General features: G+C 41.2%; 17 protein-coding genes. 8 read left to right on the top strand and 9 right to left on the bottom strand.

Annotation, left to right across the window (positions count from 1 at the left end; all coding sequences use genetic code 11):
• Positions 1-73 precede the first annotated feature (73 nt).
• Complete coding sequence (gene mfd / locus ACFEL9_RS23110; RefSeq protein ID WP_385895485.1) at positions 74-3,499, bottom strand: transcription-repair coupling factor; 3,426 nt, start codon at positions 3,497-3,499, stop codon at positions 74-76.
• A 277-nt stretch (positions 3,500-3,776) separates the two neighbouring features.
• Complete coding sequence (locus ACFEL9_RS23105; protein WP_276500006.1) at positions 3,777-4,088, bottom strand: carboxypeptidase-like regulatory domain-containing protein; 312 nt, start codon at positions 4,086-4,088, stop codon at positions 3,777-3,779.
• Between the two features lie 63 nt (positions 4,089-4,151).
• On the opposite strand from ACFEL9_RS23105, the gene ACFEL9_RS23100 reads away from it, so the two are divergent.
• On the top strand, positions 4,152-5,003 hold the full coding sequence (locus ACFEL9_RS23100) for a ferredoxin--NADP reductase (RefSeq protein WP_385895000.1): 852 nt from the start codon (positions 4,152-4,154) through the stop codon (positions 5,001-5,003).
• A 64-nt stretch (positions 5,004-5,067) separates the two neighbouring features.
• On the opposite strand, the gene gyrB is transcribed toward ACFEL9_RS23100, so the two are convergent.
• From gyrB to ACFEL9_RS23075, 5 genes are all read right to left on the bottom strand, one after another.
• Complete coding sequence (gyrB, locus tag ACFEL9_RS23095; protein ID WP_385894998.1) at positions 5,068-7,050, bottom strand: DNA topoisomerase (ATP-hydrolyzing) subunit B; 1,983 nt, start codon at positions 7,048-7,050, stop codon at positions 5,068-5,070.
• 191 nt (positions 7,051-7,241) lie between these two features.
• A complete protein-coding gene (locus ACFEL9_RS23090; RefSeq protein ID WP_385894996.1) occupies positions 7,242-8,645 on the bottom strand; it encodes a bifunctional UDP-3-O-[3-hydroxymyristoyl] N-acetylglucosamine deacetylase/3-hydroxyacyl-ACP dehydratase in 1,404 nt (467 codons plus the stop codon).
• Between the two features lie 120 nt (positions 8,646-8,765).
• Positions 8,766-11,162: a hypothetical protein gene (locus ACFEL9_RS23085; RefSeq protein ID WP_385894995.1), complete on the bottom strand. Its 2,397-nt coding sequence runs from the start codon at positions 11,160-11,162 to the stop codon at positions 8,766-8,768.
• Between the two features lie 111 nt (positions 11,163-11,273).
• Positions 11,274-12,323, bottom strand: coding sequence for a UDP-3-O-(3-hydroxymyristoyl)glucosamine N-acyltransferase (lpxD, locus tag ACFEL9_RS23080; protein WP_385894993.1), 1,050 nt, complete (start codon positions 12,321-12,323; stop codon positions 11,274-11,276).
• 58 nt (positions 12,324-12,381) lie between these two features.
• Positions 12,382-13,602 (bottom strand): HD domain-containing protein, encoded by a 1,221-nt coding sequence (locus ACFEL9_RS23075; RefSeq protein ID WP_385894991.1) that lies wholly within the window; start codon positions 13,600-13,602, stop codon positions 12,382-12,384.
• Between the two features lie 239 nt (positions 13,603-13,841).
• Between ACFEL9_RS23075 and porX the strand changes: the two genes are divergently transcribed.
• From porX to ACFEL9_RS23055, 4 genes are all read left to right on the top strand, one after another.
• Positions 13,842-15,398 (top strand): T9SS response regulator signal transducer PorX, encoded by a 1,557-nt coding sequence (gene porX / locus ACFEL9_RS23070; protein WP_385894989.1) that lies wholly within the window; start codon positions 13,842-13,844, stop codon positions 15,396-15,398.
• Between the two features lie 154 nt (positions 15,399-15,552).
• Positions 15,553-15,831, top strand: coding sequence for a hypothetical protein (locus ACFEL9_RS23065; protein ID WP_385894987.1), 279 nt, complete (start codon positions 15,553-15,555; stop codon positions 15,829-15,831).
• Between the two features lie 69 nt (positions 15,832-15,900).
• The gene (locus tag ACFEL9_RS23060; RefSeq protein WP_385894985.1) at positions 15,901-16,680 is read left to right on the top strand and encodes an MBL fold metallo-hydrolase; all 780 of its coding nucleotides are present in this window, start codon (positions 15,901-15,903) and stop codon (positions 16,678-16,680) included.
• A gap of 344 nt (positions 16,681-17,024) precedes the next feature.
• A complete protein-coding gene (locus ACFEL9_RS23055; protein WP_385894984.1) occupies positions 17,025-18,167 on the top strand; it encodes an acyl-CoA dehydrogenase family protein in 1,143 nt (380 codons plus the stop codon).
• 36 nt (positions 18,168-18,203) lie between these two features.
• Here the strand turns inward: ACFEL9_RS23055 and ACFEL9_RS23050 are convergent, their stop codons facing one another.
• Positions 18,204-20,012 (bottom strand): ABC transporter ATP-binding protein, encoded by a 1,809-nt coding sequence (locus ACFEL9_RS23050; RefSeq protein ID WP_385894982.1) that lies wholly within the window; start codon positions 20,010-20,012, stop codon positions 18,204-18,206.
• A 91-nt stretch (positions 20,013-20,103) separates the two neighbouring features.
• On the opposite strand from ACFEL9_RS23050, the gene ACFEL9_RS23045 reads away from it, so the two are divergent.
• Together ACFEL9_RS23045 and ACFEL9_RS23040 are read left to right on the top strand one after the other, a co-directional pair.
• Positions 20,104-20,472 (top strand): ribosome-binding factor A, encoded by a 369-nt coding sequence (locus tag ACFEL9_RS23045; protein ID WP_385894980.1) that lies wholly within the window; start codon positions 20,104-20,106, stop codon positions 20,470-20,472.
• A 57-nt stretch (positions 20,473-20,529) separates the two neighbouring features.
• A complete protein-coding gene (locus ACFEL9_RS23040) occupies positions 20,530-21,753 on the top strand; it encodes an FtsX-like permease family protein (protein ID WP_385894979.1) in 1,224 nt (407 codons plus the stop codon).
• Positions 21,754-21,896: 143 nt separating this feature from the next.
• Here ACFEL9_RS23040 and ACFEL9_RS23035 read toward each other — a convergent pair whose 3' ends face one another.
• Positions 21,897-22,730 carry a transketolase gene (locus tag ACFEL9_RS23035; RefSeq protein ID WP_385894978.1) on the bottom strand — a complete coding sequence of 278 codons (834 nt, stop codon included), beginning with the start codon at positions 22,728-22,730 and terminating at the stop codon, positions 21,897-21,899.
• A 234-nt stretch (positions 22,731-22,964) separates the two neighbouring features.
• Here ACFEL9_RS23035 and ACFEL9_RS23030 point away from each other — a divergent pair, with 234 nt between their 5' ends.
• Positions 22,965-24,095: an MraY family glycosyltransferase gene (locus ACFEL9_RS23030; protein ID WP_385894976.1), complete on the top strand. Its 1,131-nt coding sequence runs from the start codon at positions 22,965-22,967 to the stop codon at positions 24,093-24,095.
• Positions 24,096-24,156: the final 61 nt, after the last annotated feature.

Here is a 24,156-nt window from a genome sequence, read left to right as displayed (position 1 = left end):
AATAAATGTCTAATAAAAATAGAACAATTAATGGTAAAATCTTAGTTGAGAAAGGCTTCACACCAAAATTCGCCTATACCGTTACTTCAGCTTCGGCAAAACAATAACGGTGAAGACCCGATAAGAAACGAAGCATTTCTTCCATTGTTTTAATAGGCTCAGCAATTAACATGAAAAGTTTACCATTTTGTTTGAGTCGTCCTTTGTTGGTCCCGGTTTGGAGATAGTTTATGATATTGTTGAAAAGCGCAGACTCAAAATAGTTTGAATCCGGGCGATTGATAAAATAGCATCGCAATGTGTTCGACTTGAGAGACATTTTTTCAAAACCAAGCTCGACAGCCATTTTCCGGCATCTCACCGTAATAAACAGGTCTTCAACTTGCTGAGGAATAGGGCCGAAGCGATCATGCAGTTCCTCCCGCATTTGTAAAAGGTCCTGTTCAGTTTCACAGCTGTCCAATCGTTGATATAGGGAAAGTCTTTCAGCTATATTTTCTACGTATTCGTCAGGAATCAAGATCTCAAGATCAGTATCAATTGTGCAGTCCTGTACATAGTCGTCCTGTTTGGTGATCTCCTCCTTGAAAAGATCCTTGAATTCTGTTCTTTTTAACTCCCGTATAGCTTCATCCAAAATCTTCTGGTACATTTCAAAGCCAATTTCAGCCATAAAACCACTTTGCTCGCCGCCCAGCATATTGCCCGCACCCCGGATATCCAGGTCTCTCATGGCAATCTGGAAGCCACTGCCCAATTCACTGTGTTGCTCCAATGTTTGCAGCCTTTTTCTCGAATCTGAAGGCAAAGTACTCATGGGCGGTGCCAGCAGGTAGCAAAAAGCTTTCTTGTTGCTTCGGCCGACCCGGCCCCGCAATTGGTGGAGGTCGCTAAGGCCAAACTGGTGAGCATTATTTACGATGATCGTATTGACGTTGGGAATGTCAACGCCGCTTTCCACAATATTGGTGCAAACCAGCACATCGTATTTTTTATCGATAAAGTCTAAAATCCGCTCTTCCAGTTCGTGACCTTCCATTTGACCATGTGCATACCCTATGCTAAGGTCCGGGCATAGTCCCTGGATAATGGCGGCCATCTCAGCAAGGCCGTTGATCCGGTTATAAATGACAAAAACCTGTCCCCCTCTTTCGGTTTCAAAATAAACAGCATCACGGATAAAATCTTCATTAAATACCTGCACATCTGTCTGAATGGCCTGGCGATTGGGAGGTGGGGTATTGATAATACTCAGATCTCTTGCACCCATTAAGGAAAACTGTAGGGTGCGGGGAATTGGCGTGGCGGTCAGTGTAAGACAATCGACCGTTGTTCGTAATGTTTTGATTTTTTCTTTATGGCCTACACCAAACTTTTGTTCTTCATCAATCACCAATAATCCCAGCTCTTTAAACTTCACATCTTTTCCCAAAATGCCGTGAGTGCCAATCAGGATATCCACTTTTCCTTCTTCCAGTTTCTTCAGTGTTTCTTTTTTCTCCCTGGCTGATTTAAACCGATTGATATAATCGACGGTAACAGGAAAATCTTTTAAACGTTCAGAGAAAGTTTTATAATGCTGGAATGCAAGGATAGTTGTTGGAACTAATACAGCGGCTTGTTTACCATCCACGCAGGTTTTGAAGGCAGCCCTGATCGCCACTTCTGTTTTCCCAAAACCTACATCGCCGCAAACTAAGCGGTCCATCGGCGATGATGATTCCATGTCTTTTTTTACATCTGCCGTTGCTTTGCTTTGATCAGGCGTGTCTTCATAAATGAAAGAAGCTTCCAGTTCGGTTTGTAAATAATTATCAGGTGAATGAGAAAAGCCCTGCTGCGCTTTTCGCTGGGCATATAGCTTTATCAGGTCAAAAGCAATTTCCTTAACCTTTGTTTTTGTCTTGTCTTTTAACTTGCTCCAAACATCGCTGCCCAATTTATTCACCTTCGGCACACTGCCTTCTTTGCCTGTATATTTGGCAATCTTGTGGAGTGAATTGATATTTACATACAGAATGTCACTGTCTTTATAAATAATCCGGACCGCTTCCTGCAATTTGCCATTTACCTCCATTTTCTGCAAACCACTGAATACGCCTACACCATGATCGATATGTGTGACAAAATCACCGGGCTGCAACTCACGAAGAGTGCGAAGTGTTAAAGCCTTATTTTTATTATAAGCCTGTTTGACCCTGTATTTGTGATATCGTTGAAATACCTGGTGATCGGTATAGCAGACAACTTTAAGATCTTCATCAATAAATCCTTCGTGAATGGAAGTAGTAACAGGATTGAAAACAATCTCCGCTTTGAGATCATCAAAAATAGTTTGCAGGCGTTCCAGTTGTCGTGGGTTATCTGCAAACAGGTAAATGGAAAATCCCTTTTTTTCCCAGGCTTTCAAATCTTTTATCAGCAATTCAAACTGGCGGTTAAATGCCGGTTGCGATTTGGTGGTAAATTCTATGGTAAATGTTGGGTAATAGTCGGGAAAAGTATTGGAATGGCCAAAGCCGATAACATGTCGCTGAATGATTTTATCAACAAAATCTTTTGCAGTAATAAAGTCATCAATACTCAGGTCCTTCTTTACCAGTCTTTCCTCATCATCTTCTTTTGTTTTATACTCACGGCCTTCGTTTAACTCCTGTTCGAGCTTTAGAAAAGCCCGCACTTCATCTTCACTGTCCAGCAGCCTTTCCTTGCATAATTCATAATCCTGTATCCATGCTACCGTATTTTCTGGCAAAAACTCCAATAGCGAAATCCTTTCTTCATTTTCAAACTGCGTGTCTACATTCGGTATGATATTTACCTGTAATAACTTTCGTTCACTCAATTGTGTTTCCGGATCAACAATGCGGATCGTATCTACATCGTTGCCGAATAACTCGATACGATAAGGTTTTTCATTGCCAAATGAATAAATATCAAGGATACCACCACGAATGGCAAACTGCCCCGGTTCGTAAACAAAATCTGTTCTTTCAAAACCGTAATCTGAAAGTTTCAGCAGCAGCTCATCTACATTTAACGTGTCGCCGGATTTGATATGAATGATATTAGAAGAAAGTGTCTTTGCAATCACCACTTTTTCAAACAAGGCCTCAGGATAGGTAACGATTACCTTTTTATTGCCGCCTGCCGCAATTTTTGTCAGGGCTTCTGTGCGCAACATGACATGCGAAGAATTGAGCAAGCGATAATTCTTCCTGTTTTTAAACGAAGAGGGGAAATAAAAGATATCCAATGCGCCTGTCAGGTTCTCCAGGGTATTGTGAAAATAAGCGGCTTCTTCCGCATCGTTTAGAATAATCAGGTGGTTAAGCTGCTCGCAGGATGGATGTAAAAATGTAGCGGCGGTTACAAAAACCGGTGAACTTCCAAGCAGTCCTTTTGTGTATATTTTTTGGGGTTGGGAAAAAGAAATCCTGTCCGCAATTTGAAAAAGGCGGGGGGTGTTTTGATACAATTGCAACAATTCCTGGGTCATAGTTCCGCGCTGCAAAAATACGGACTATCAGTTTTATTAATCAATTTCTTTAGAGTTGATCCGCAAGTGCCATTAAAACCCGGTTATTATTTGCAAGTGACACATGCCAATTAAAATTGAAAATATCAGGGATTAAATAACCTATTGGGAGGACCTTATTGGTGAATCGTACCATCACAGGATTAAATATAAAGTATAAAGTACTTTATCCTGGCATTAAAAAAACCCTGCATCAGCAGGGTCTTTTTCCTTATAAACCGTCCCGTTCGTATGAGAGTTATTTTTGAAGAACAACTTCACCTACATCCAGTGGTTGATCTTGTTTTACTTCCAGGTTCTCAAGTGTTACATCTTTGTAAGGATCTTTAGCATCTACAGTCAATTTATAAGTACCGGGTTTTACCTCTAACGTAAAAGCTCCCCCGCTAATAGTTCCCTTTGCAGTATCGGTGCCGCTTACAGCCCATACAGACTCCGCGCCATCTGCCGGAGTAACTTTTCCTGTAATCGATGACTGTGTAGTTGTAAACGCAAATAAGCCAGCAACAGAGGCCGCGATGATACCACAGGTTAGCATTTTCTTCTTCATAATAGATCTATTTTTAATGTTAAGAAATTGTATAGTTCTTTCACATAAACAGTTATAAGAAGATTGCAGAACCTGAAAACCAACTACTATGCCAATGCCATTTTTTGTGGAAAACCTATGAAGAATGGGCCGCAGAACTATTGCAACACATTTGGTGAATTAAATTTCTCTTTTGTAACTTCCACTAAATTAATTGCTATGGCCATACAACCCTGGAGGACTGGAAAGGTTATTCGTATTGAAAATGAAACTGACAACACAAGACGATACTGGATCGAAGTTCCCGAACTTAGTTCTTTTGATTTTGTACCCGGCCAGTTCGTTACGCTGGATCTTCCTATACATGAAAAACCTAATAAAAGATGGCGGAGTTATTCCATCGCTAGCTGGCCCGATGGAACTAATGTCTTTGAACTGGTGATTGTGCTGGTGGAAGATGGTCTAGGTACACCCTGGTTATTCAAAAATGTGGAAGTTGGCAGTGAGCTGACATTACGGGGACCACAAGGGGTATTCGTATTGCATGAAGAAAATTTACAAAAAGATCTTTTTCTTATTTGTACCGGAACAGGAATAGCTCCTTTCAGAAGCATGATTCATCATATCTGGCGACACAATATTCCGCATAAAGACATTTATATCCTTTTCGGCAGCCGGACACAGAAAGATATTTTGTATTATGATGAGTTAAGAAATCTTAAACTCGAGAACTTCCACTACATACCAACTCTTTCCCGCGAAGAGTGGGAGGGTAAAAAAGGATATGTACATAGTATTTATGAGGAACTTTGCGGCGGAAAACAGGCCGCAAGTTTTTTTCTTTGCGGTTGGAAAAACATGATCGATGAAGCCAAGCAACGTATACTGGCGATGGGCTATGATAGAAAATCAATTCACCAGGAACTGTATGGATAACCATATAAAAAATTCCCGCACCTGCGGGGATTTTTTATATGGTTATCTTTTTTAATGAATATGCTTAAACATCCAGCTTTGCATACTTAGCATGTGTTTCGATAAAATCTCTTCTTGGACCCACTTCATCGCCCATCAACATACTGAAGATACGATCGGCTTCGGCGGCACTTTCAATCGTTACTTGTTTTAACGTTCTGGTTTCAGGGTTCATGGTTGTTTCCCACAGCTGTTCAGCGTTCATTTCTCCCAAGCCTTTGTAACGTTGTATCGTTACTGAATCTTCTTTCCCGCCACCCAATCTTTCCACCAGGGTTTTACGCTGATTTTCGTTGTAAGCGTAAGCCTGTTCCTTTCCTTTTTTAACCAGGTATAAAGGCGGTTGTGCAATATAAACATAGCCTTGTTCCACAAGAGCCTTCATATAACGGAAAATGAATGTGAGGATCAGGGTAGCAATATGCGATCCATCTACATCGGCATCGGTCATGATGATAAGCTTATGATAGCGAAGCTTGACGATATTGAGCTCTTTTGGATCCTCGGGAGTACCGACTGTCACGCCCAAAGCGGTGTACATATTACGGATCTCCTCATTTTCATAGATCTTATGTTCCATCGCCTTTTCTACGTTGAGAATTTTACCTCTCAACGGTAAAATAGCCTGGAAGCTTCTATCCCTTCCCTGTTTGGCTGTACCACCAGCTGAATCTCCCTCCACCAGGTATAACTCGCATCGATCCGGATCCCTGTCTGAGCAATCAGCTAATTTACCCGGTAAACCGCCACCCGTTAAAACGGATTTACGCTGTACCAGTTCTCTCGCCTTTCTTGCAGCGGCTCTTGCCTGGGCGGCAAGAATTACCTTATTAATAATATTCTTGGCATCCTTCGGATTTTCTTCCAGGTAAATTTCCAAAGACTTTGAAACCGTACTGTCAACAACACCCATTACCTCGTTGTTGCCCAACTTGGTTTTTGTCTGCCCTTCAAACTGAGGCTCCGGAACTTTTACTGAAATGATTGCACTGAGTCCTTCTCTGAAATCATCTCCTTCGATTTCCACTTTTGCTTTTTCAAACAGGCTGTTTTTATCGCCGTAGCTTTTAAATACCCTGGTTAATGCACGGCGGAAACCGGAGACATGGGTACCGCCTTCAATCGTATTGATGTTGTTAACGTAAGAATAAATATGCTCGCTATAGCTGCTATTGTAACACAAAGCCACCTCAACGGCGACATTTGTTGTTTCATCCAATCCTTCCACAAAAAGCACTTTCGGGATCAATTGGTCACGGCCCGCATTGGCATCCAACATTTCAACAAACTCCACAATACCACCTTCGCTGTAAAATTCTTTTGAATAGGGAGATACTCCATCTTCTTCTTTTTCCCTGAGGTCTGTGAGTTTGATACGAATACCACGATTCAGGAAAGCTAACTCACGAAGACGACCTTCTAAGATCTCTTTGTTATAAATTAGGCTGTTGAAAATGGTTCCATCAGGCCAAAAATGGACTTTGGTACCGGTTGTTTCACTTTTGCCAATTTCACGAACAGGGTATTGCGGAATACCGATATGATATTCCTGCTCAAAAGTCTTTCCCTCACGGTTTACTTTTACATGCAGTTTTGTACTCAAAGCATTCACGCAGCTAACCCCCACACCGTGCAAACCGCCGGACACTTTATAAGTGTCCTTATCAAACTTACCACCCGCATGCAGCACCGTCATAACGATCTCCAGCGCAGATTTTTTTTCTTTGGTGTTGATGCCAGTCGGAATACCACGTCCGTCGTCTTCAACAGAAATGGAATTGTCCTCGTGAATAATGACGAGAATATTCTTACAATATCCGGCAAGTGCTTCATCAATTGAGTTGTCAACTACCTCGTAAACGAGGTGATGCAAACCTTTTACCCCCACATCGCCGATGTACATGGCCGGTCTTTTACGAACCGCTTCTAAACCTTCTAAAACCTGGATACTATCAGCACCATAGCCACCGGATGCTACGGGTATTTTTTCTGTAATTTCTGCACTCATAAAAAGGAAAAATCCTGTCGTTTAGTATTAAAAATGAAATACTGACAAATGTACAAAAAAGCGAGCACTCATGCGGCTTTCAAACGCTAAATAAACACTGATTTTTTAACAATTTTTGATGTTTTGAGCGGATAAAAACAAATGGCCAAATCGCATGCGATTTGGCCATCAAAATATCTTTAAAAAAGACTTTATCGCTTTACAATTTGCGCTACAAGGTCGGCTTCGGTACACACCTTGTTGCCGACATATACCGTTCCTTTCATTTCGCAAATACCCCGGCGAATGGGTGCCGATAGCTCCATTTTCAACAACATCGTATCCCCCGGTTTAACCATCTGTTTGAATTTGCAATTATCGATTTTTAGGAAATAGGTATCATATTGGCCCTCTCCACTCAGATTAATAGCTAAGATGCCACCGCATTGAGCCAGTGCTTCAATTTGAAGAACTCCCGGCATAACAGGGTTTCCCGGAAAATGTCCCTGGAAAAACCATTCGTTGAAAGTGACATTCTTTATGCCGACAATCTGAGTATCGGACAATTCGATAATCTTGTCAACTAATAAAAAAGGGAAGCGGTGCGGCAGTTTCTTTTCAATATAAGTCAGATCATAAATAGGAGGCAGGGTTGGGTTATAGGTAGGCATTCCCTTGATATGCTTATTCTTCTTGATATACTGCTTGATCTTTTTGGCAAACTCAACATTTGAACTATGACCGGGACGATTAGCAATCACCCTTCCTTTGATGGGATAGCCGATCAATGCAAGGTCGCCAACAATATCCAGCAGTTTATGCCTTGCCGGTTCGTTCGGAAAACGAAGCTCAAGGTTATTCAGGTAGCCTTCGCTTTTCACTTCAATCTTATCTTTTTTAAAGATTTTTTTCAGCCTTTCCATTTCAACATCGTCAACAGGTTTGTCTACGATAACGATGGCGTTGTTTACATCACCACCTTTGATAAGATTATTATCCAACAACATTTCCAATTCATGCAAAAAGCAAAAAGTGCGACAGGGAGCAATTTTTTCCTTGAAATTTTGCATGTTTTTTAATTCTGCATGCTGGGTGCCGAGTACAGGTGAATTGAAATCAATCAATGTTGTAACCTGGTATTCTGTAGAAGGCATTACTACCATTTCTACTCTTTTCGCCTCATCATAGTGATAAATATTTTCATCGATACTATACCAGAGTTTGGCTGCGTCCTGCTCGGTTATACCTGCTGTTTCAATCAGCTCGACAAAAGGTTGTGAACTTCCATCCATAATTGGCATTTCAGGACCGTTGATCTCAATAAGACAATTATCAACGCCCATCCCAACAAGAGCTGCCAGTACATGCTCTACTGTGCTTACTTTACCACCATTCGCCTCCAATGTCGTACCGCGACTGGTGTCGGTCACCAGGTCACAATCTGCTTTGATGACGGGTTGTTGCGGAAGATCAATTCTTTTGAACTGGAAACCAAAACCGGGGCTGGCTGGTTTCAGTGTAAGATCTGCTAAAATGCCGGTGTGCAGCCCTGTGCCCGAGATGGTAATTTCATTAGCTAGTGTATGCTGCTTATCTGGATTAAAAGTTTGATTCATGTATTTTTTTGCTTAAGCGGGGCAAAGATAGCGTTTAGCCGTCAAGTGGAAGAGTGTGCTTTTAAGCATTTTAAAGCGGTAATGAACTAAGCTATGACAATAAGAAATTCCGGTGCAATTTTACTCCATCATCTGTTCAATGTGAGCCAATTTGCCGTCCCTTGTCATTCCCTCAATGATCACCCTGAAAGCACCTGTAACATCATTATTGTAAAAGGACAATACTACCTGGTTTTTTTGTGGCACTGTGATTACCGACGGATTCCAGTATAAAGTGGTGCGCAGATCTCTTTGTTCATTTTTTTGTGTAAATGCCGCATAGTTGGGCGAATAGAATTCTTTAATAAGCGTATAGCCAAATACTTTATTACTGTTCAGGCCTTTTCCGGGTTCAGGTTTTACATCACCACCTCGGCGTGTATAAATGGCGATAGCTCCATTGGCGCCATTAAATCCACCCATGAAAGGGGGGCGAAATACTTTTATATAAGCTACATCGCTAACGTTTAATGAAGTCACAAAACTTGGATCAACAGCTGTTTCGTCAAGATATAATTGTGGTGAACCGCCCCGCCATTGCATAGATGGGTTAGCTCCGCTTGTGTTTATTTGTAATCCGGCTACTTTTCCCTGCAGATAAGTAAATATGTTTAAAGCACTGGAGGCAAAGGGATCATTAACCAGGTCAAACTGGTAACTATCACCGCCGCTAAACATCCCCGAAGAATATTTTTCATCCAACAATTGTGTTGGTGATTTTCCTTTACTTTTTACCGTTACATTTTCCAATGTTTTTATCTTCATCATTTCAGCTAAACTGTTAGCTTCATTGGCTAGCATGAACTGACGATAATTGCCGGTGGTATCCGGTGCGAGGCCATAGGGCTTATAAAAATTAGACGGGTTTAAGAAAGGTGCCGGCAATCTTTCCGTCATAAACTGTATACTGGCGTCCTTTAACTCTTTTGCCTTTTGAAAACTGTAATAAACCTGAGCCGTATCAAAAATGATAGTAGCTGGGTCGTTAAATGTTCCGTTAGATTCCACGGGTACTAAAATCATCTGTCCTGCTTTGTCTTTTTGCTTTACCATTAGTACGACAGCAGCATCCCGGTTGATCTGCCCCGGCAATACGCCAAGCACTTTACCGGATAAAGTAATATAACTGGTATCTTTTGCATACAGAGGTGGATTTATTTTACCACTTACTATATCATCCCATTTGAAACGACGCCAGCCATGTGTAAGCATTACCAGGTCGAGATGCTGGCTGGCAGAATCTGAATTGTTTGAAAAATAATAAGCCGGATTATATACCTGGCCTTTTAATTCACTACTGAGCATTAAGTGCGAAATAATATTACTGCTGCTGTCCGTACCAATGCCCGCATCAGTAACTGAAACAGAAAGATTGGCTATAAGGCTATCCGGAACCGATATTTTTATTTCATTTCTTGCTCTTTTATTTAAACCCCAGCGCTGTACTTCCATTTCTGGCTGAAAAGAATATTCCTTGTTATTGATATAAGTAATTCTTTCCGCCAGTGGCTTCCAGTTTTTATCAAATAATGTGATAGTGAGGATTCCACTTGGTAAGCCGGATGTTGGTATGGTTCCTTTTATGGGGCCGGATCCCGTGGCCCTGGCCACTTTAAAAGCGGGATGCTGATAAATAGTACCTACAAGGTATACGCTGTCCATAGTACTTATCATACCGGGCGAACAGGCTACTGAGAATATGCGATTAATTCCTGAAATTTCTACCTGCAATGTAGCGCCATCGCTTTTTATTTTTGGCAATTCTGTATTATGTTCAACACCTTTTTCATCTTTCCATTTTGCGGTATAAGTGAGACCACTTTCAGGGGTAAGAAAAAAATAGCCCATCCCATCATGTATCGTACTAATATTATCTTGCGTTTTTCCCTGGCTGTTTATTACAGTGCCTTTTATTTTTAGCGGCCGACCCCATTGATCATTTGCTTTAAAAGCAATTTTATTTGGAATACCGGCAATTATATCTCCTCCCTCAGGAAAAAAACGGATAGTTGGGATGATCTTATTTTTTACATCGGCCTGGGTGCTTTCCCTGGTAAGAACGGGGATCTCTTTATTGTAAAGAAATGCGGAATCAAAATTGAGCATCCATTTTGTATAGGCTCTTACGTGTATTGATTTCCCTTTGTAGTCGGCGGGAATTTCAAATTGCCCGGCTGTAATACCTTCTACCATCGGGTTTACAGCATGCAATACCAGGTTGCCTTTATCATCAATCCAATCTATATACAATGTTTTGCTTTCATCCGCAGGCACCACTTCATTGATCATGTATACTTTGAACCAGATGGTTTCTCCTACTGAATAGGCGGATTTATCGTAATGAATATAAATACGTTCAGGACTATATTTATTTGCATACAATTCCAGGTTAGCCTCAATAGATTGTGCTTTTGCTAAATAGAGATTGCTGGCAATACAGATCAGTATAATTGTGCAATTGCGAAGAGTGTTCGCCATTTTTTTCTTCAATGAAATCATGCCTGTAAATTACGGCAGTAAGCGAAAAGAATGAATAACTTAACAGTTTTGCAACAAAAAAAATGAAGCTGTCGAAAATTTTGCCGGCAGCTACATAATTGTTTTCTCTGCCAGCAATTGTTTTATTAATGTTTCCAGCTCCTTTATTCTTTTTTCCAAATCCGGAAGTTTGCGGGTAATTGCCTGGCTGCGGAGAGCAGCGGTATAGTCATAGGCAGGTGAGCCGGTAACAGCCTTGCCCGGTTCAAGAGATTTACTAACTCCGCTTTGTGCATTTACTTTAGAGCCATCGCCCAGTTGTATATGTCCTACAATACCTGCCTGGCCGCCAATCATAACGCCATTACCGATTTTGGTGCTGCCGCTTATGCCTGCCTGCGCAGCAATAACGGAACTATTACCAATTTCTACATTGTGTGCAATCTGTATAAGGTTGTCAAGCTTGGCGCCTCTTTTTATTAATGTAGAGCCAATAGTGGCCCGGTCAATTGTTGCATTCGCTCCAACTTCCACGTCATCTTCAATAATTACGTTACCGATCTGCGGCACTTTTTTGAAACTGCCATCAGCCTGGGGGGCAAATCCAAAGCCATCACTCCCGATGATGGTGCCGCCATGGACAGTAACACGATTACCAATTACACAATCATGATAAATTTTTACACCTGGATGGATGATGCTGTTTTCACCAACCGTTACATTGTCACCAATGTAAGCATTGGGATATATTTTAGTATTGTTGCCAATCTTTACATTCTCACCCAGGTAAGCAAATGCACCGATAAATACATTATTTCCGTAACTGGCTGTCTTAGCAATATAAGACGGCTGTTGAATGCCACTCAATTGCTGTTGCATGATCTCCTGGTATTTGCTAAGCAATAAAGCAAAGGCTGAATAGGCATCCGGCACTCTTATTAAAGTAGCTTTTACCGGTTGCTTTAATTCGTAAGCTTCATTTAATATGACAATAGAAGCTTGTGTGGTATATAAAAAATCTTCGTATTTGGGATTGGCTAAAAAGGTAAGCTGGTTTTCTTTTGCTTCTTCAATTTTGCCAAAAGAATTAACCACAACATTGGGATCGCCTTCCACTTTCCCATTTATCAGCAGGCTTATTTGCGCAGCAGGAAAATTCATAGTTATTAAGTCTTAATAGTAAGCGGTTAGATAAGACACATTATTAATTCTAAATGGTTTATTCTTTCCGTAAATAACAAAAATAATGTTTTTTGACCGTGCTGCCCAAGTGCTGATGGATGAGTGCATTATCCACTTTGGAAATATCTTTCACCGTACCGTCTTTAAACAAAATATTAATGCGTTCGTCCTGCGAATCGTAAGTGGTGTTGCTGGCATCTCCGGTAAAAACGAAATAATCCACCAGCTTTGCATCTATACCCAACTCATCGATTGCTTCCTTTTCCTTTTGCCGGATGAGATCATTGTCGAATGGCTCAGCCTGCAATTTTATTTTCAGCAATTTTCTTTCAACAAGTGACCGGCAGAGTAAGGCTAATATTTTATCAGAATGATGATTCCAGTTTTTGATCGTCGCCATCAGGTCATGATCATCAAGACGGCAAAAAATATCCAGGTGATCTTCAATAGCCGTGTTAGAATTGGGATTCTGCAAAAAGAAATTCAATTCAGGTGTTGCCGCTTCTACTTTTTCTCCTGAAGCAATCAACTCTTTGGCCCGCCGGATGATTTTTACCAACATCATTTCCGCCGCTAACACAGCCTTGTGAAGATAAACCTGCCAATACATGAGTCGTCTTGACACCAGGAATTTCTCAATAGAATAAATGGCTTTTTCTTCTACCATCAATTCGCCGTCCTTTACTGTAAGCATCTTGATGATCCTGTCATAACCCACCACACCTTCTGCTACACCTGTAAAAAAGCTATCTCGTATCAGGTAGTCAAGCCGGTCAACATCCAGTTGACCTGACACCAGTTGGTGAAGAAAACGTTTTGGATGTTGATCAGTAAATATTTCGATGGCTGTCTGTAATTGTTCATTCAACTCAATATTGAGTTTGTGCATGATAAGCTTAGAAATAGTTTCATGATGCACATTATTGATCAATTCATGTTCCAGGGCGTGTGAAAATGGTCCGTGACCGGAATCATGCAGGAGTATGGCAATCTTGGCTCCCAGCTCTTCCTCTTTTGTTATATCAATTCCTTTTGCTTTAAGCTCATTCAACGCATTGCACATTAAATGATAGGCGCCCAGTGAATGATGTAGTCTTGAATGAACAGCGCCGGGATAGACCAGGTGTGCAAACGCCATTTGGTGGATATTACGCAATCGTTGGTAAAAAGGATGGGAGATTATCTGCAAGATCAACGGGTGGTCAATCGTAATAAATCCATAAACCGGGTCATTAATGATCTTGCGGACTACCGTCATTGTTGCTTTTTTGTTAAAGGCTGGAAAAGGCCAGGCAGCAAAAGTACAAAGGCAGCCTTTAAAAAGCTATTTTTGACAGGATTGGTGGCGTTAAACAAACATGGTAGAATAAACCGGCTTGCCTGGAATCAATTATCCGGAGTCTTTGAAAGCCGTGATGCAGGCAGTTATTTATTTGGTATAAAGATTGAACCCTAAGCAGCTAACCTATACTTAAAAGACAAACAAAAACGAAAAGAATGGCCGTAGCAAAAATCATCTGGATCGATGACGAAATTGAAAGCTTGCAATCGCAAAAGTTTTTTTTAGAAAATAAAGGGTATGAAGTGCAAACCTTTACCAACGGTTTTGATGCCATCGATTTTGTAAAAGATAATTTGGTGGATGTGGTATTAATTGATGAGTCCATGCCTGGCATTACGGGTCTTGAAACATTAGCAAAGATTAAAGAAATAAATCAGTCTCTTCCCGTTGTTTTAATTACAAAGAATGAAACGGAAAACCTGATGGATGAAGCGATAGGTTCGCAGATCAGTGATTACCTGATCAAGCCTGTCAATCCCAACCAGGTTTGGCTGAGCCTCAAAAAGATTATAGACAACAAGCGTCTCGTCGCAGAAAAAACCACAACCGCCTACCAGCAACAATTTCGTAACCTGTTCATGGCGTTAAATAGCAATCCTGACTATAATGAATGGATGGATATTTATAAAAAATTGGTGTATTGGGAATTGGAGATGCAAAAAAGTGATAGTCCTGAGATGCAGGAAATATTGCAAAGCCAAAAGAGCGAAGCCAATACCGAGTTTTTTAAATTCATTTCCCGGAATTATGCAGGTTGGTTAAAATCAAAAAGTGCAGATGGTCCGGTAATGAGTCATTCGTTGGTTCAATTCAAGGTGCTGCCGCATCTGGAAAAAGGAACGCCGTTGTTTTTTGTATTGATTGATAATCTTCGATTCGATCAATGGAAAGCGATTCAACCCATTTTTGCCGAGAGCTTCCGCATTTTGGAAGAAGATAGTTTTTATAGCATATTGCCAACAGCTACACAATATGCCCGCAATGCTATTTTTGCGGGGTTGCTCCCCGTGGAAATTGAAAAGCAGTTTCCGGTACAGTGGAAAAATGACGACGAAGAGGGCGGAAAGAACTTACATGAAGAAGAATTTTTTCGGGCTCAATTGAAACGCTTAGGCAAGGGAGATCTGAAAGTATCCTATACAAAAGTGGCGAATAATAATGCCGGTTTGGATCTTGTCAACAATATCCATAACCTGATGAACAATGATATTAATGTGATCGTGTACAATTTTGTGGATATGCTTAGCCATGCAAGAACAGAGATGGAAGTATTAAAAGAACTGGCGGGAGATGAAATGAGTTACCGGAGCATCACTACGTCCTGGTTTGAACATTCACCCTTGCACCAGGCCCTGAAAAAGATTGCCGATAAGAATATCAAATTGATATTGGCCACGGATCATGGAAGTGTAAGAGTGAAAACCCCCTATAAAGTAGTGGGCGATAAGCAAACAACTACTAATCTGCGTTATAAACATGGCCGGAATCTGAACTACGAACCAAAAGAAGTGCTGGCATTCAGGGATCCCCGGGAAATAGGCCTGCCGGTTCCTACCATTAATTCATCTTTCATCTTTGCCAAAGAAGATAGCTTTTTATGCTATCCAAACAACTATAACTATTATGTAAATTATTATCGCAATACATTTCAGCATGGGGGCGTAAGCCTTGAGGAAATGATTGTGCCGGTGATTAAAATGCAGAGTAAGTAAATCCCTGTTCCCCTAAAGGGGAGCTTAGGTTGTGAACTTTTCACTTTTGTGGAAAAGTATTATAAAAGAAAGTAGTCGATAATGTAGTTTCGCAAACAGTAAAGAATTTGCAATAGTAAAACTCTAAACTCTCCGCCTTCGGCGGACTTGGGGTATGAAGTATACACAAACAACATTGGATAAATTAGAAGCAATTCCTGAACAGTCAGGTTATGTGCTTCGCTATGAAAGAGGAACATTTCAAAGCGGATACTGTGTTTTAGAGGAAAAGAAAGTGGTTGTATTGAATAAATTCCTTCAGCTGGAAGGACGCATCAATACACTGGTCGATCTCATTCCTCAATTGGACATCGATACGGAATTGTTAACGGAAGACGCGAAGAAATTATATATGGAGATAATTTCTAAGCTGCAGGCAGAGCCACCACAGTAGCTCACCGGTGCCGCTGACTATTGAGACTAAAAGTTCATTCTCCATACACCCGACTTCGTACATTTGACCGTGTCATATCCTTCTCTCAAAATAACTTTTCTCGGTACTGGTACCAGCAGCGGTGTACCTATGATTGCCTGTGATTGCAAGGTTTGCACATCATCCGACAAAAAAGATAAACGTTTCCGGTCGAGTATTTTGGTTCAGTCTGAAAAGACGACAATGGTGGTCGATGCCGGTCCCGATTTTCGTTGCCAGATGTTACGGCACAAAGTAAAGTGGCTTGATGCTGTCATCCTTACTCATTCCCATAAGGACCATATTGCCGGGATGGATGATCTGAAAGCTTTTAGCTGGTTTTCTAAAATGCCCATGCAGGTATATGCAGATGCTTATACCGAGGCCGCTGTCCGCCGCGAATTTTATTATGCCTTTGCCGACACAAGATATCCCGGTATTCCCCAATTTGATATGCATGCTATCGGCGAAGAAACCTTTATTGTCGGAGATATTCCCGTCACTCCAATACTGGTTTGGCATTTAAATATGCCGGTGAAAGGCTTTCGTTTTGGAAAGTTTACGTATATCACCGATGCCAACCGGATTGATGAGATAGAAAAAGAAAAAATTAAGGGGAGTGAAGTATTGGTTTTAAATGCGCTTCGCAAAGAAAAGCATGTGTCTCATTTTAGCCTCCTTGAAGCTGTCGACTTATCACAGGAATTAGAAGTTCCCACCACTTATTTCACCCATATTTCTCACCAGTTGGGTAAGCACAATGAAGTAGAAGGAGATTTACCTGCGGGTATTCACCTTGCATATGACGGATTAACTTTAGAATTTAGCTAAACACCGGTAAACCTGATGTGGACGGTATAATTAGAATTACCAGGAATTCCACTGGCAATATTTGCGTGGATTTCTTTACCGGATTATTTTTAAAAAGGAAGGTTGGTCGAAAGTCAGGCCGGATTTGCAAGATGCCCTTTTGGTTGCGCTGCCCCGGTTGCCGGTCTATTTTGTTCTTTTAAGATATATAAGCAAAATAAATAGCTAACAATTGTTAGCTTATTGTTGAATTTAACTACCTTGCAATTGCCTTTAACGATTGCAAGCTGTTACAGCATAACAGTAACTGGATGTGCCATCACAATCTGTGGTGGCACATCTTTTAAACCTTTAACGTCAAGAAGATGAATTTCGAAGTTTCTGAAATAACCGGGCAGGTGGCTCAAACAGCCCGTGATTTTGCACAGCAACATATAAAGCCCAACGTAATGACCTGGGACGAAAGCCAGGTGTTTCCGCTGCAGGTGTTTAAGGAAATGGGAAAACTTGGCTTTATGGGCGTATTGGTGCCGGAAGAATATGGCGGATCAGGTCTGGGATACTTTGAATATAAAACAGTAATTGAAGAAGTAGCAAAGGTTTGTGGCTCGATAGGCCTTAGCCTGGCTGCGCATAATTCACTTTGTACCAGTCATATCATGATATTTGGCGGTGAAGAACAAAAGAAAAAATATTTGCCGAAGCTGGCTACTGCTGAATGGCTGGGTGCCTGGGGATTAACGGAAGCTAATACCGGCAGTGATGCGGGCAATATGCGATGCACAGCCGTAAGAGATGGAAATGAATGGATCATTAATGGTACAAAAAACTGGATCACACATGGCAACAGTGGCGATATAGCAGTAGTCGTTTGCCGTACGGGTGAGCCAAGGACAAAAAATAATGCTACTGCCTTTATTGTAGAAAGAGGAACACCGGGTTTTAGTGCTGGAAAAAAAGAAAACAAGTTGGGAATGAGAGCAAGTGAAACCGCAGAAATGGTATTCGATAATTGTCGCATACCGGATGCCAATCGTTTAGGTGAAGTTGGAGCAGGGTTCAGGCAGTCGATGGTGGTATTGGATGGTGGAAGAATCTCTATTGCTTCCCTATCATTAGGTATTGCTAAAGGCGCATATGAAGCGGCGCTGAAATATTCGCAGGAACGTCACCAGTTTGACAAGCCAATCTCCAGTTTCCAGGGAATATCTTTCAAACTGGCAGATATGGCTACTGAAATAGCTGCGGCCGAATTGCTGACACTACAGGCCTGTGATTTAAAAAACAGGAAAAAGCCAGTAACAAAGGAGGCAGCGATGGCGAAGTATTATGCCAGCGAAGTAGCGGTAAAAGTGGCGAACGATGCTGTGCAGGTCTTCGGTGGTTATGGTTATACCAAAGATTTCCCGGTTGAAAAACATTATCGCGACGCCAAACTTTGTACAATAGGTGAGGGGACGAGTGAGATACAAAAGATTGTTATTTCGAGGGAGGTTTTAAGGAGTTAAAGTTGGTTTAAGATTTAGTTGAAGAAAAAAGAGTTGTTATTTCACTTCCTGCATCTCCACCAATTTTTTATAAAATCCATTTTGCGCAATCAATCCTTCATGCGTTCCCCGTTCAACGATTTTCCCTTTCTGCAACACAATGATTTCGTCAGCGTGGCGGATAGTAGATAAGCGGTGGGCAATTACAATGCTGGTTCTGTTTTGCATCATATTATTAATGGCATCCTGTACCAATCTTTCGCTTTCGGTATCGAGTGATGAAGTCGCTTCGTCCAAAATCAATATCGGTGGATTTTTTACGACAGCCCTTGCAATGGTCAGTCGCTGTCTTTCGCCACCACTCAATTTGCTACCCCTGTCACCAATATTGGAGTTATAATCTTTTTCTTTCTGAATAATGAAGTTATGCGCATTCGCTACTTTAGCAGCATCAGTAATTTCTTCTTCGGTAGCCGATTGTTTGCCAATTCTGATGTTATTGGCAATGGTGTCATTAAACAGAATAGGCTCCTGTGTTACAATACTCATCTGGCTGCGGATCGACTGTAAAGAATAATCTTTGATATTTACACCATCTATCAAAACCTCACCTTCTGTTACATCATGAAAGCGGGGAACAAGGTCAGCTAAGGTTGACTTGCCTGCACCGGAAGATCCAACCAATGCGATAGTCTTTCCTTTTTTTATAGTGAGACTGATATTATCCAATATCGTCGCATCACTGTAGGCAAAAGTTACGTTGCGAAACTCAATTTGATCATTGAAAGAATGCAACACTTTCCCATTTATATTTTCATCAACAACTACGGGTGCCTTTAATACTTCTTCTACTCTTATCAATGCGGCGGCGCCACGTTGAATATTAAAGAAAGCCGTCGAAATGTTTTTTGCCGGGTTGATAAGCATAGCAAAGGATGCGATATAAGCGATTAACTCCTTTGCCTCGAGTCCATCATTTTCCAGTACCAGGCGGCCACCAAAATAGAGAATGGTACTTAATACAATTACACCCAATAGTTCTGTAAGTGGAGAAGCCAGGTCTCTTCTCGCACCCATTTTTTTTCTGATCTCAAATAATTCAGCATTTACAGCATGAAAACGGCTGCTTAATAAGTTTTCTACAAGAAATGCTTTTATCACCCGTAAACCACCTAATGTTTCATCAAGTATGGACAGACCTTCACCTAGTTTTACGGCAGCATCCTGTGACTGACGTTTTAATGTCCGGCTGACACGGCCAATCAAAAGACCTGTAACGGGCAGAAGGATAAGCAAGAACAGCGAAAGCTTGGGAGATATGATCACCAAAAAGATCAGGTAGCCTAATACGGTCAGGGGATCTTTGATCAGGCCATCAAATGTGCCCACTACTGATCCTTCAATTTCTGCAATATCATTTGTCATTCGCGAAATAACATCGCCTTTTCTTTTTTCAGTAAAGTAACCGACTGGAAGACGTAATATTTTTTCATATAAATCTCCCCGTAATTCAGTAATGATAGCACTGCGAACAGGAACCGAGATGCGGTTGGATAAATAAACAAACAGGTTTTTTAAAAAGGTTGCCGTGATAATAAAAATGCAAATCGCAGTAAGACCTCCCACTTTACCTTTTTCGTTGATGATTTGTTCAAGCGTGTTGGTGATATATGAGCCAAGGACATTTGTGCGAACCATTTCTGTTCCGCCTGCTTGACCCGTGTCGAATATCAAACCAAAAAAAGGGATAAGCATTCCTATAGAAACAACACCAAAAATGGTAGCCAGTACGGTACAAAGAAAATAAAGTGCAAGCTTGCCGGTATGTTTTTTTAAATAACTGAAAATCCTTGAATATTTCTTCATTGAGAGGTATAAATCGCTTAAACGGTGCAAAGTAAGTAATTTTACAGCGTCTGCGTGGGTTTAGAAGTGTCAGGCAACAAATTATAACAAAATGGAAGAAGGAAAACGTCAAAAACAGATAGCAGGCTTACTGCACGAAGAAATGAGCATTATTTTTCAGCGATTGGGATTGAATATGATTGATGGTGGAATGGTTTCCATTTCATCGGTGAAAGTGACACCAGATTTGCTGGAAGCCAGGTTTTACTTAAGTCTTTTCCAGGTAAAAGATGTGGAAGCGGCACTAAAAAAAATTGAGGAAAAGCATCATGAAATAAAAAAGGAGCTGGCCGCTAAAGTAAGGCACCAGTTGCGAAGTATTCCTGTTTTACGTTTTTTCCAGGATGATACTTTGGATCAAGTGTTCAAGCTGGAGGAAATATTTAAAAAGATAAACGAGGAGAAACCGCCGGAATCTTAACTGGTAATTAGCCGTATTAAATTTGCATAACCTTAAACTCTTAAACTACTAAACTCCTTGAACTTTCTTTTTGCCTGGCGATATTTCAAAGCAAAGAAGTCGATCAACGCCATTAACATCATTGCCAGAATAAGCATTGCTGCAATTGTCATTGGCACAGCTGCATTGATATTGGTGTTGAGCGTTTTCAATGGGTTTGAAGGTTTGGTCAAATCATTATATTCTTCTTTCTACACCGACCTGAAAGTTTTGCCTGCTACGGGCAAAACCATAAACGTGACGCCCGCGCAATTGCAGCAATTAAAGGGGATAGCAGGTATAAAAAATTATTCGCTGGTCGCAGAAGAAAAAGCACTCATACAAAATGGCGATTTCCAGTCAGTGATGTATTTGAAGGGTGTGGATGATAACTATCGTTACGTGACAGGCGTAGCCAGTCACATCATCAAAGGAGAGTATCAGTTGGGCACAGAAGATGCGCCACAAGTCATTCTTGGCGGTGGTGTAGAAGGCGCTCTGGGAATCCAGGCCGATCGAAACATTTTTGTGTTGAAAGTTTATTTGCCAAGAAAAAACAATACTGAACAGATAGACCCTTTAAATGATATCAGCAACGATTCGATACGGACTTCCTCGGCTTTTATGATACAGCAGGATTTTGATAACAAATATGGCATTACCAATATTGATTTTGTAAAAAAAGCATTAAAGCTCGGCGCCAACGAATACAGCGGGGTAGAGATAAGCCTCCTGGATCCAGCAAAGGCGGATGATATAAAAAAAGAAGTAGAAAAGATATTTGGCGACGGCTACCTGGTTCAAACCATTTACCAGCAAAACCAAAGCCTGTATGCCGTAATGAATTTGGAGCGTTGGGTAATCTATGGCGTCCTCTGCCTTATTCTGGTAGTCGCCGCGTTTAATATGATCGGCGCACTCACTATGCTGGTGTTGGAAAAGCAAAAAGATATAAGCGTCCTGCATGCATTGGGAGCTAACAAAACATTTATTCAGAAAATATTCCTGAACGAAGGTTTGTTATTAGCACTTATTGGTACAGCGATTGGTATGCTGCTAGCCCTGGTTGTCGCATTATTACAAATTAAATTTCATCTCATTCCCCTGCAGGGCGGCTCTTTTTTGATCGATTATTTTCCGGTCAAATTGCGCCTCATGGATTTCATCCTGGTAACGGTTACAGTCTTTGTAATTGCCTTGATCGCTTCGTGGCTTCCATCCCGCAAGGCGGCCTCGCAGGAGTTTTCATTGAGAAGTGAATAAGAGAACCACGATTTTCAGGATTAAATTGAGATTATTCGGAAATAGAATTGAAGCTTTCCTGCCCGTCACAAATCAGCCTCGTAAAAAAGAAAAGGACTATGAGAAATTCCTCATAATCCTTTAAAATCACTTATATCGTGTTTCTAATAATCTCCCAGGGTCTCGGGCAACTGAGCCAGGGCCTTTGCTAACTGCTCATCATTGGGAGCGATGCCATGCCATTCATGCGACCCTTCCATAAAATCAACACCTTTGCCCATTTCTGTATGCATCATGATGCCAATAGGTTTTCCCTGCCCGGTCAATGTTCTAGCTTTTTCCAGCGTCGCTACGACATCATCCATGTCATTGCCGTTCATTTCAAGCGTTGTCCAGCCAAACGCATCAAACTTTTGACGGATATTACCCAATCCCATTACCTTATCGGTTGGGCCATCAATTTGCTGGCCATTCCAGTCCACCGTTGAAATCAGGTTATCAACCTTGTGATGGGCTGCGAACATGATAGCTTCCCATACCTGCCCTTCATCAAGTTCCCCGTCTCCGTGCAGGGAAAAGACAAGATTTTTTTCTCCGTTTAATTTTTTGGCCAACGCCGCACCGATGGCCACACTCATACCCTGACCCAAAGATCCGCTTGCAATCCTTACACCCGGAAGATGCTCATGAGTTGCCGGGTGACCCTGCAAGCGGGAGTTTAGCCTCCGAAAAGTTGCCAGTTCTTTTACGTCAAAGTAGCCTGACCTGGCAAGTGTGGAATAAAAAACCGGTGAGATGTGACCGTTGGATAAAAAGAATACATCCTCGTTGGTGGCATCCATATTGAAGGACGGATCATGCTTCATGATCTTAAAATAAAGTGCCGTTAAATACTCGGTACATCCCAGTGAGCCACCCGGGTGACCACTGCTACAGCCATGTACCATTCTTACTATGTCTCGCCTGATTTGCGATGCAATTGCTTTAAGTTCAGCCATAAAAATTAGGAACTTTTTAAACTTTTTGTATCTTGCCGCCTCAAATAGCAGCAAGGAGCTGCAAAAATGCAGTTTTTTTGCACACAAAATCCATCCGTTGATATTAATCTGGTTTAAATCACAAATTCCTGCTGGTGCTGAACAATTAATATTGACGTAGTAGCAGTTTAATGGTTCAGTGCCAATGATAATCTGAATGGTTTAGACCTATTGTTGTACCGTAAATCCCTGCTGATGCTAGATGTATTATTGACAGCCTCTGTTTCCTTTATTATATCTTTCCTTGCGATACCGGTTGTAATGCAAATTGCAGAGCAAAAGAAATTATATGATATACCGGATGAACGCAAACTACATACACATACAGTTACATCTTTAGGCGGAGTTGGTATTTTTGGCGGTTTTTTATTAGCTGCTTTATTATCTATCCAGGGTTATTTGAATCCTGAGTTTCAATATTTCTTCGCCGCGGCATTGGTAATTTTCTTCCTGGGATTAAAGGATGACCTGATCGTATTGTCAGCCAGCAAAAAGTTTGTTGGACAGGTGGTGGCTGCATCCATCATTATTCATCTGGGTGGAATTAAATTGGACAGCATGCATGGCTTGTTCGGATTTGACCAATTACCTGAAGCCTTTGCCCTGGCCCTGACTTATCTCACCATCATTGTCATTATTAATTCTTTTAATCTGATTGATGGTATCGATGGTTTGGCAGGAAGTTTAGGAGTGATGACCATGCTTGTTTTTGGAACCTACTTTTATATGGTAGGTTACCAGGCATACGCCTTATTAGCCTATTCTCTTGGAGGTAGTCTTATCGCTTTTCTCATCTTTAATCACCACCCGGCCAAGATCTTTATGGGTGATTCGGGCTCGCTGATGATCGGCCTGGTAAATTCAATACTTGTCATTAAGTTTATAAATGTAGCCAGCGACCCGGCCATTGCCATTCCTATTGAGTCAGCAGTGGCAATTGGCTTTTCTATCATGATCGTTCCTTTGTTGGATACTTTGCGGGTATTTGCTATACGTATTTCTAAAGGATGTTCGCCTTTTACGCCTGATCGTAATCATGTTCATCACTTATTACTTAACTGGGGTCTTGGTCATGCAGCTATTGCCCTGTTCTGTGTGGGTATTAATGTAGCCTTTATCATATTTGCTTACACTTTTCGTTCCATCGGCTCTACATATTTATTGTTAAGCATGTTGTGTATTGCCTTTGCAGGGTTTGGTTTTCTTTATTATCGGAGGCCGAAACGGACTGTTGTTACAAGACGTGTGAATGGCACTACCGAATTGAAAACAACTTCTAAGGTTGTAACACTTACACAGGAAGCAGCTACGGCTGACAGCAAATAGCCAGTTAGTGCAATAAGTATTAGCCGGAAAAGAATAAATTTTTTCCGGCTTTTTTTTAACT

Origin of the sequence: Terrimonas alba (genome assembly GCF_042434975.1) — a bacterium.
GTDB classification, from domain to species: domain Bacteria; phylum Bacteroidota; class Bacteroidia; order Chitinophagales; family Chitinophagaceae; genus Terrimonas_B; species Terrimonas_B alba.
Note: the sequence above shows the minus strand (reverse complement) of the source record. Positions and strands in the feature narration are given on the sequence as shown.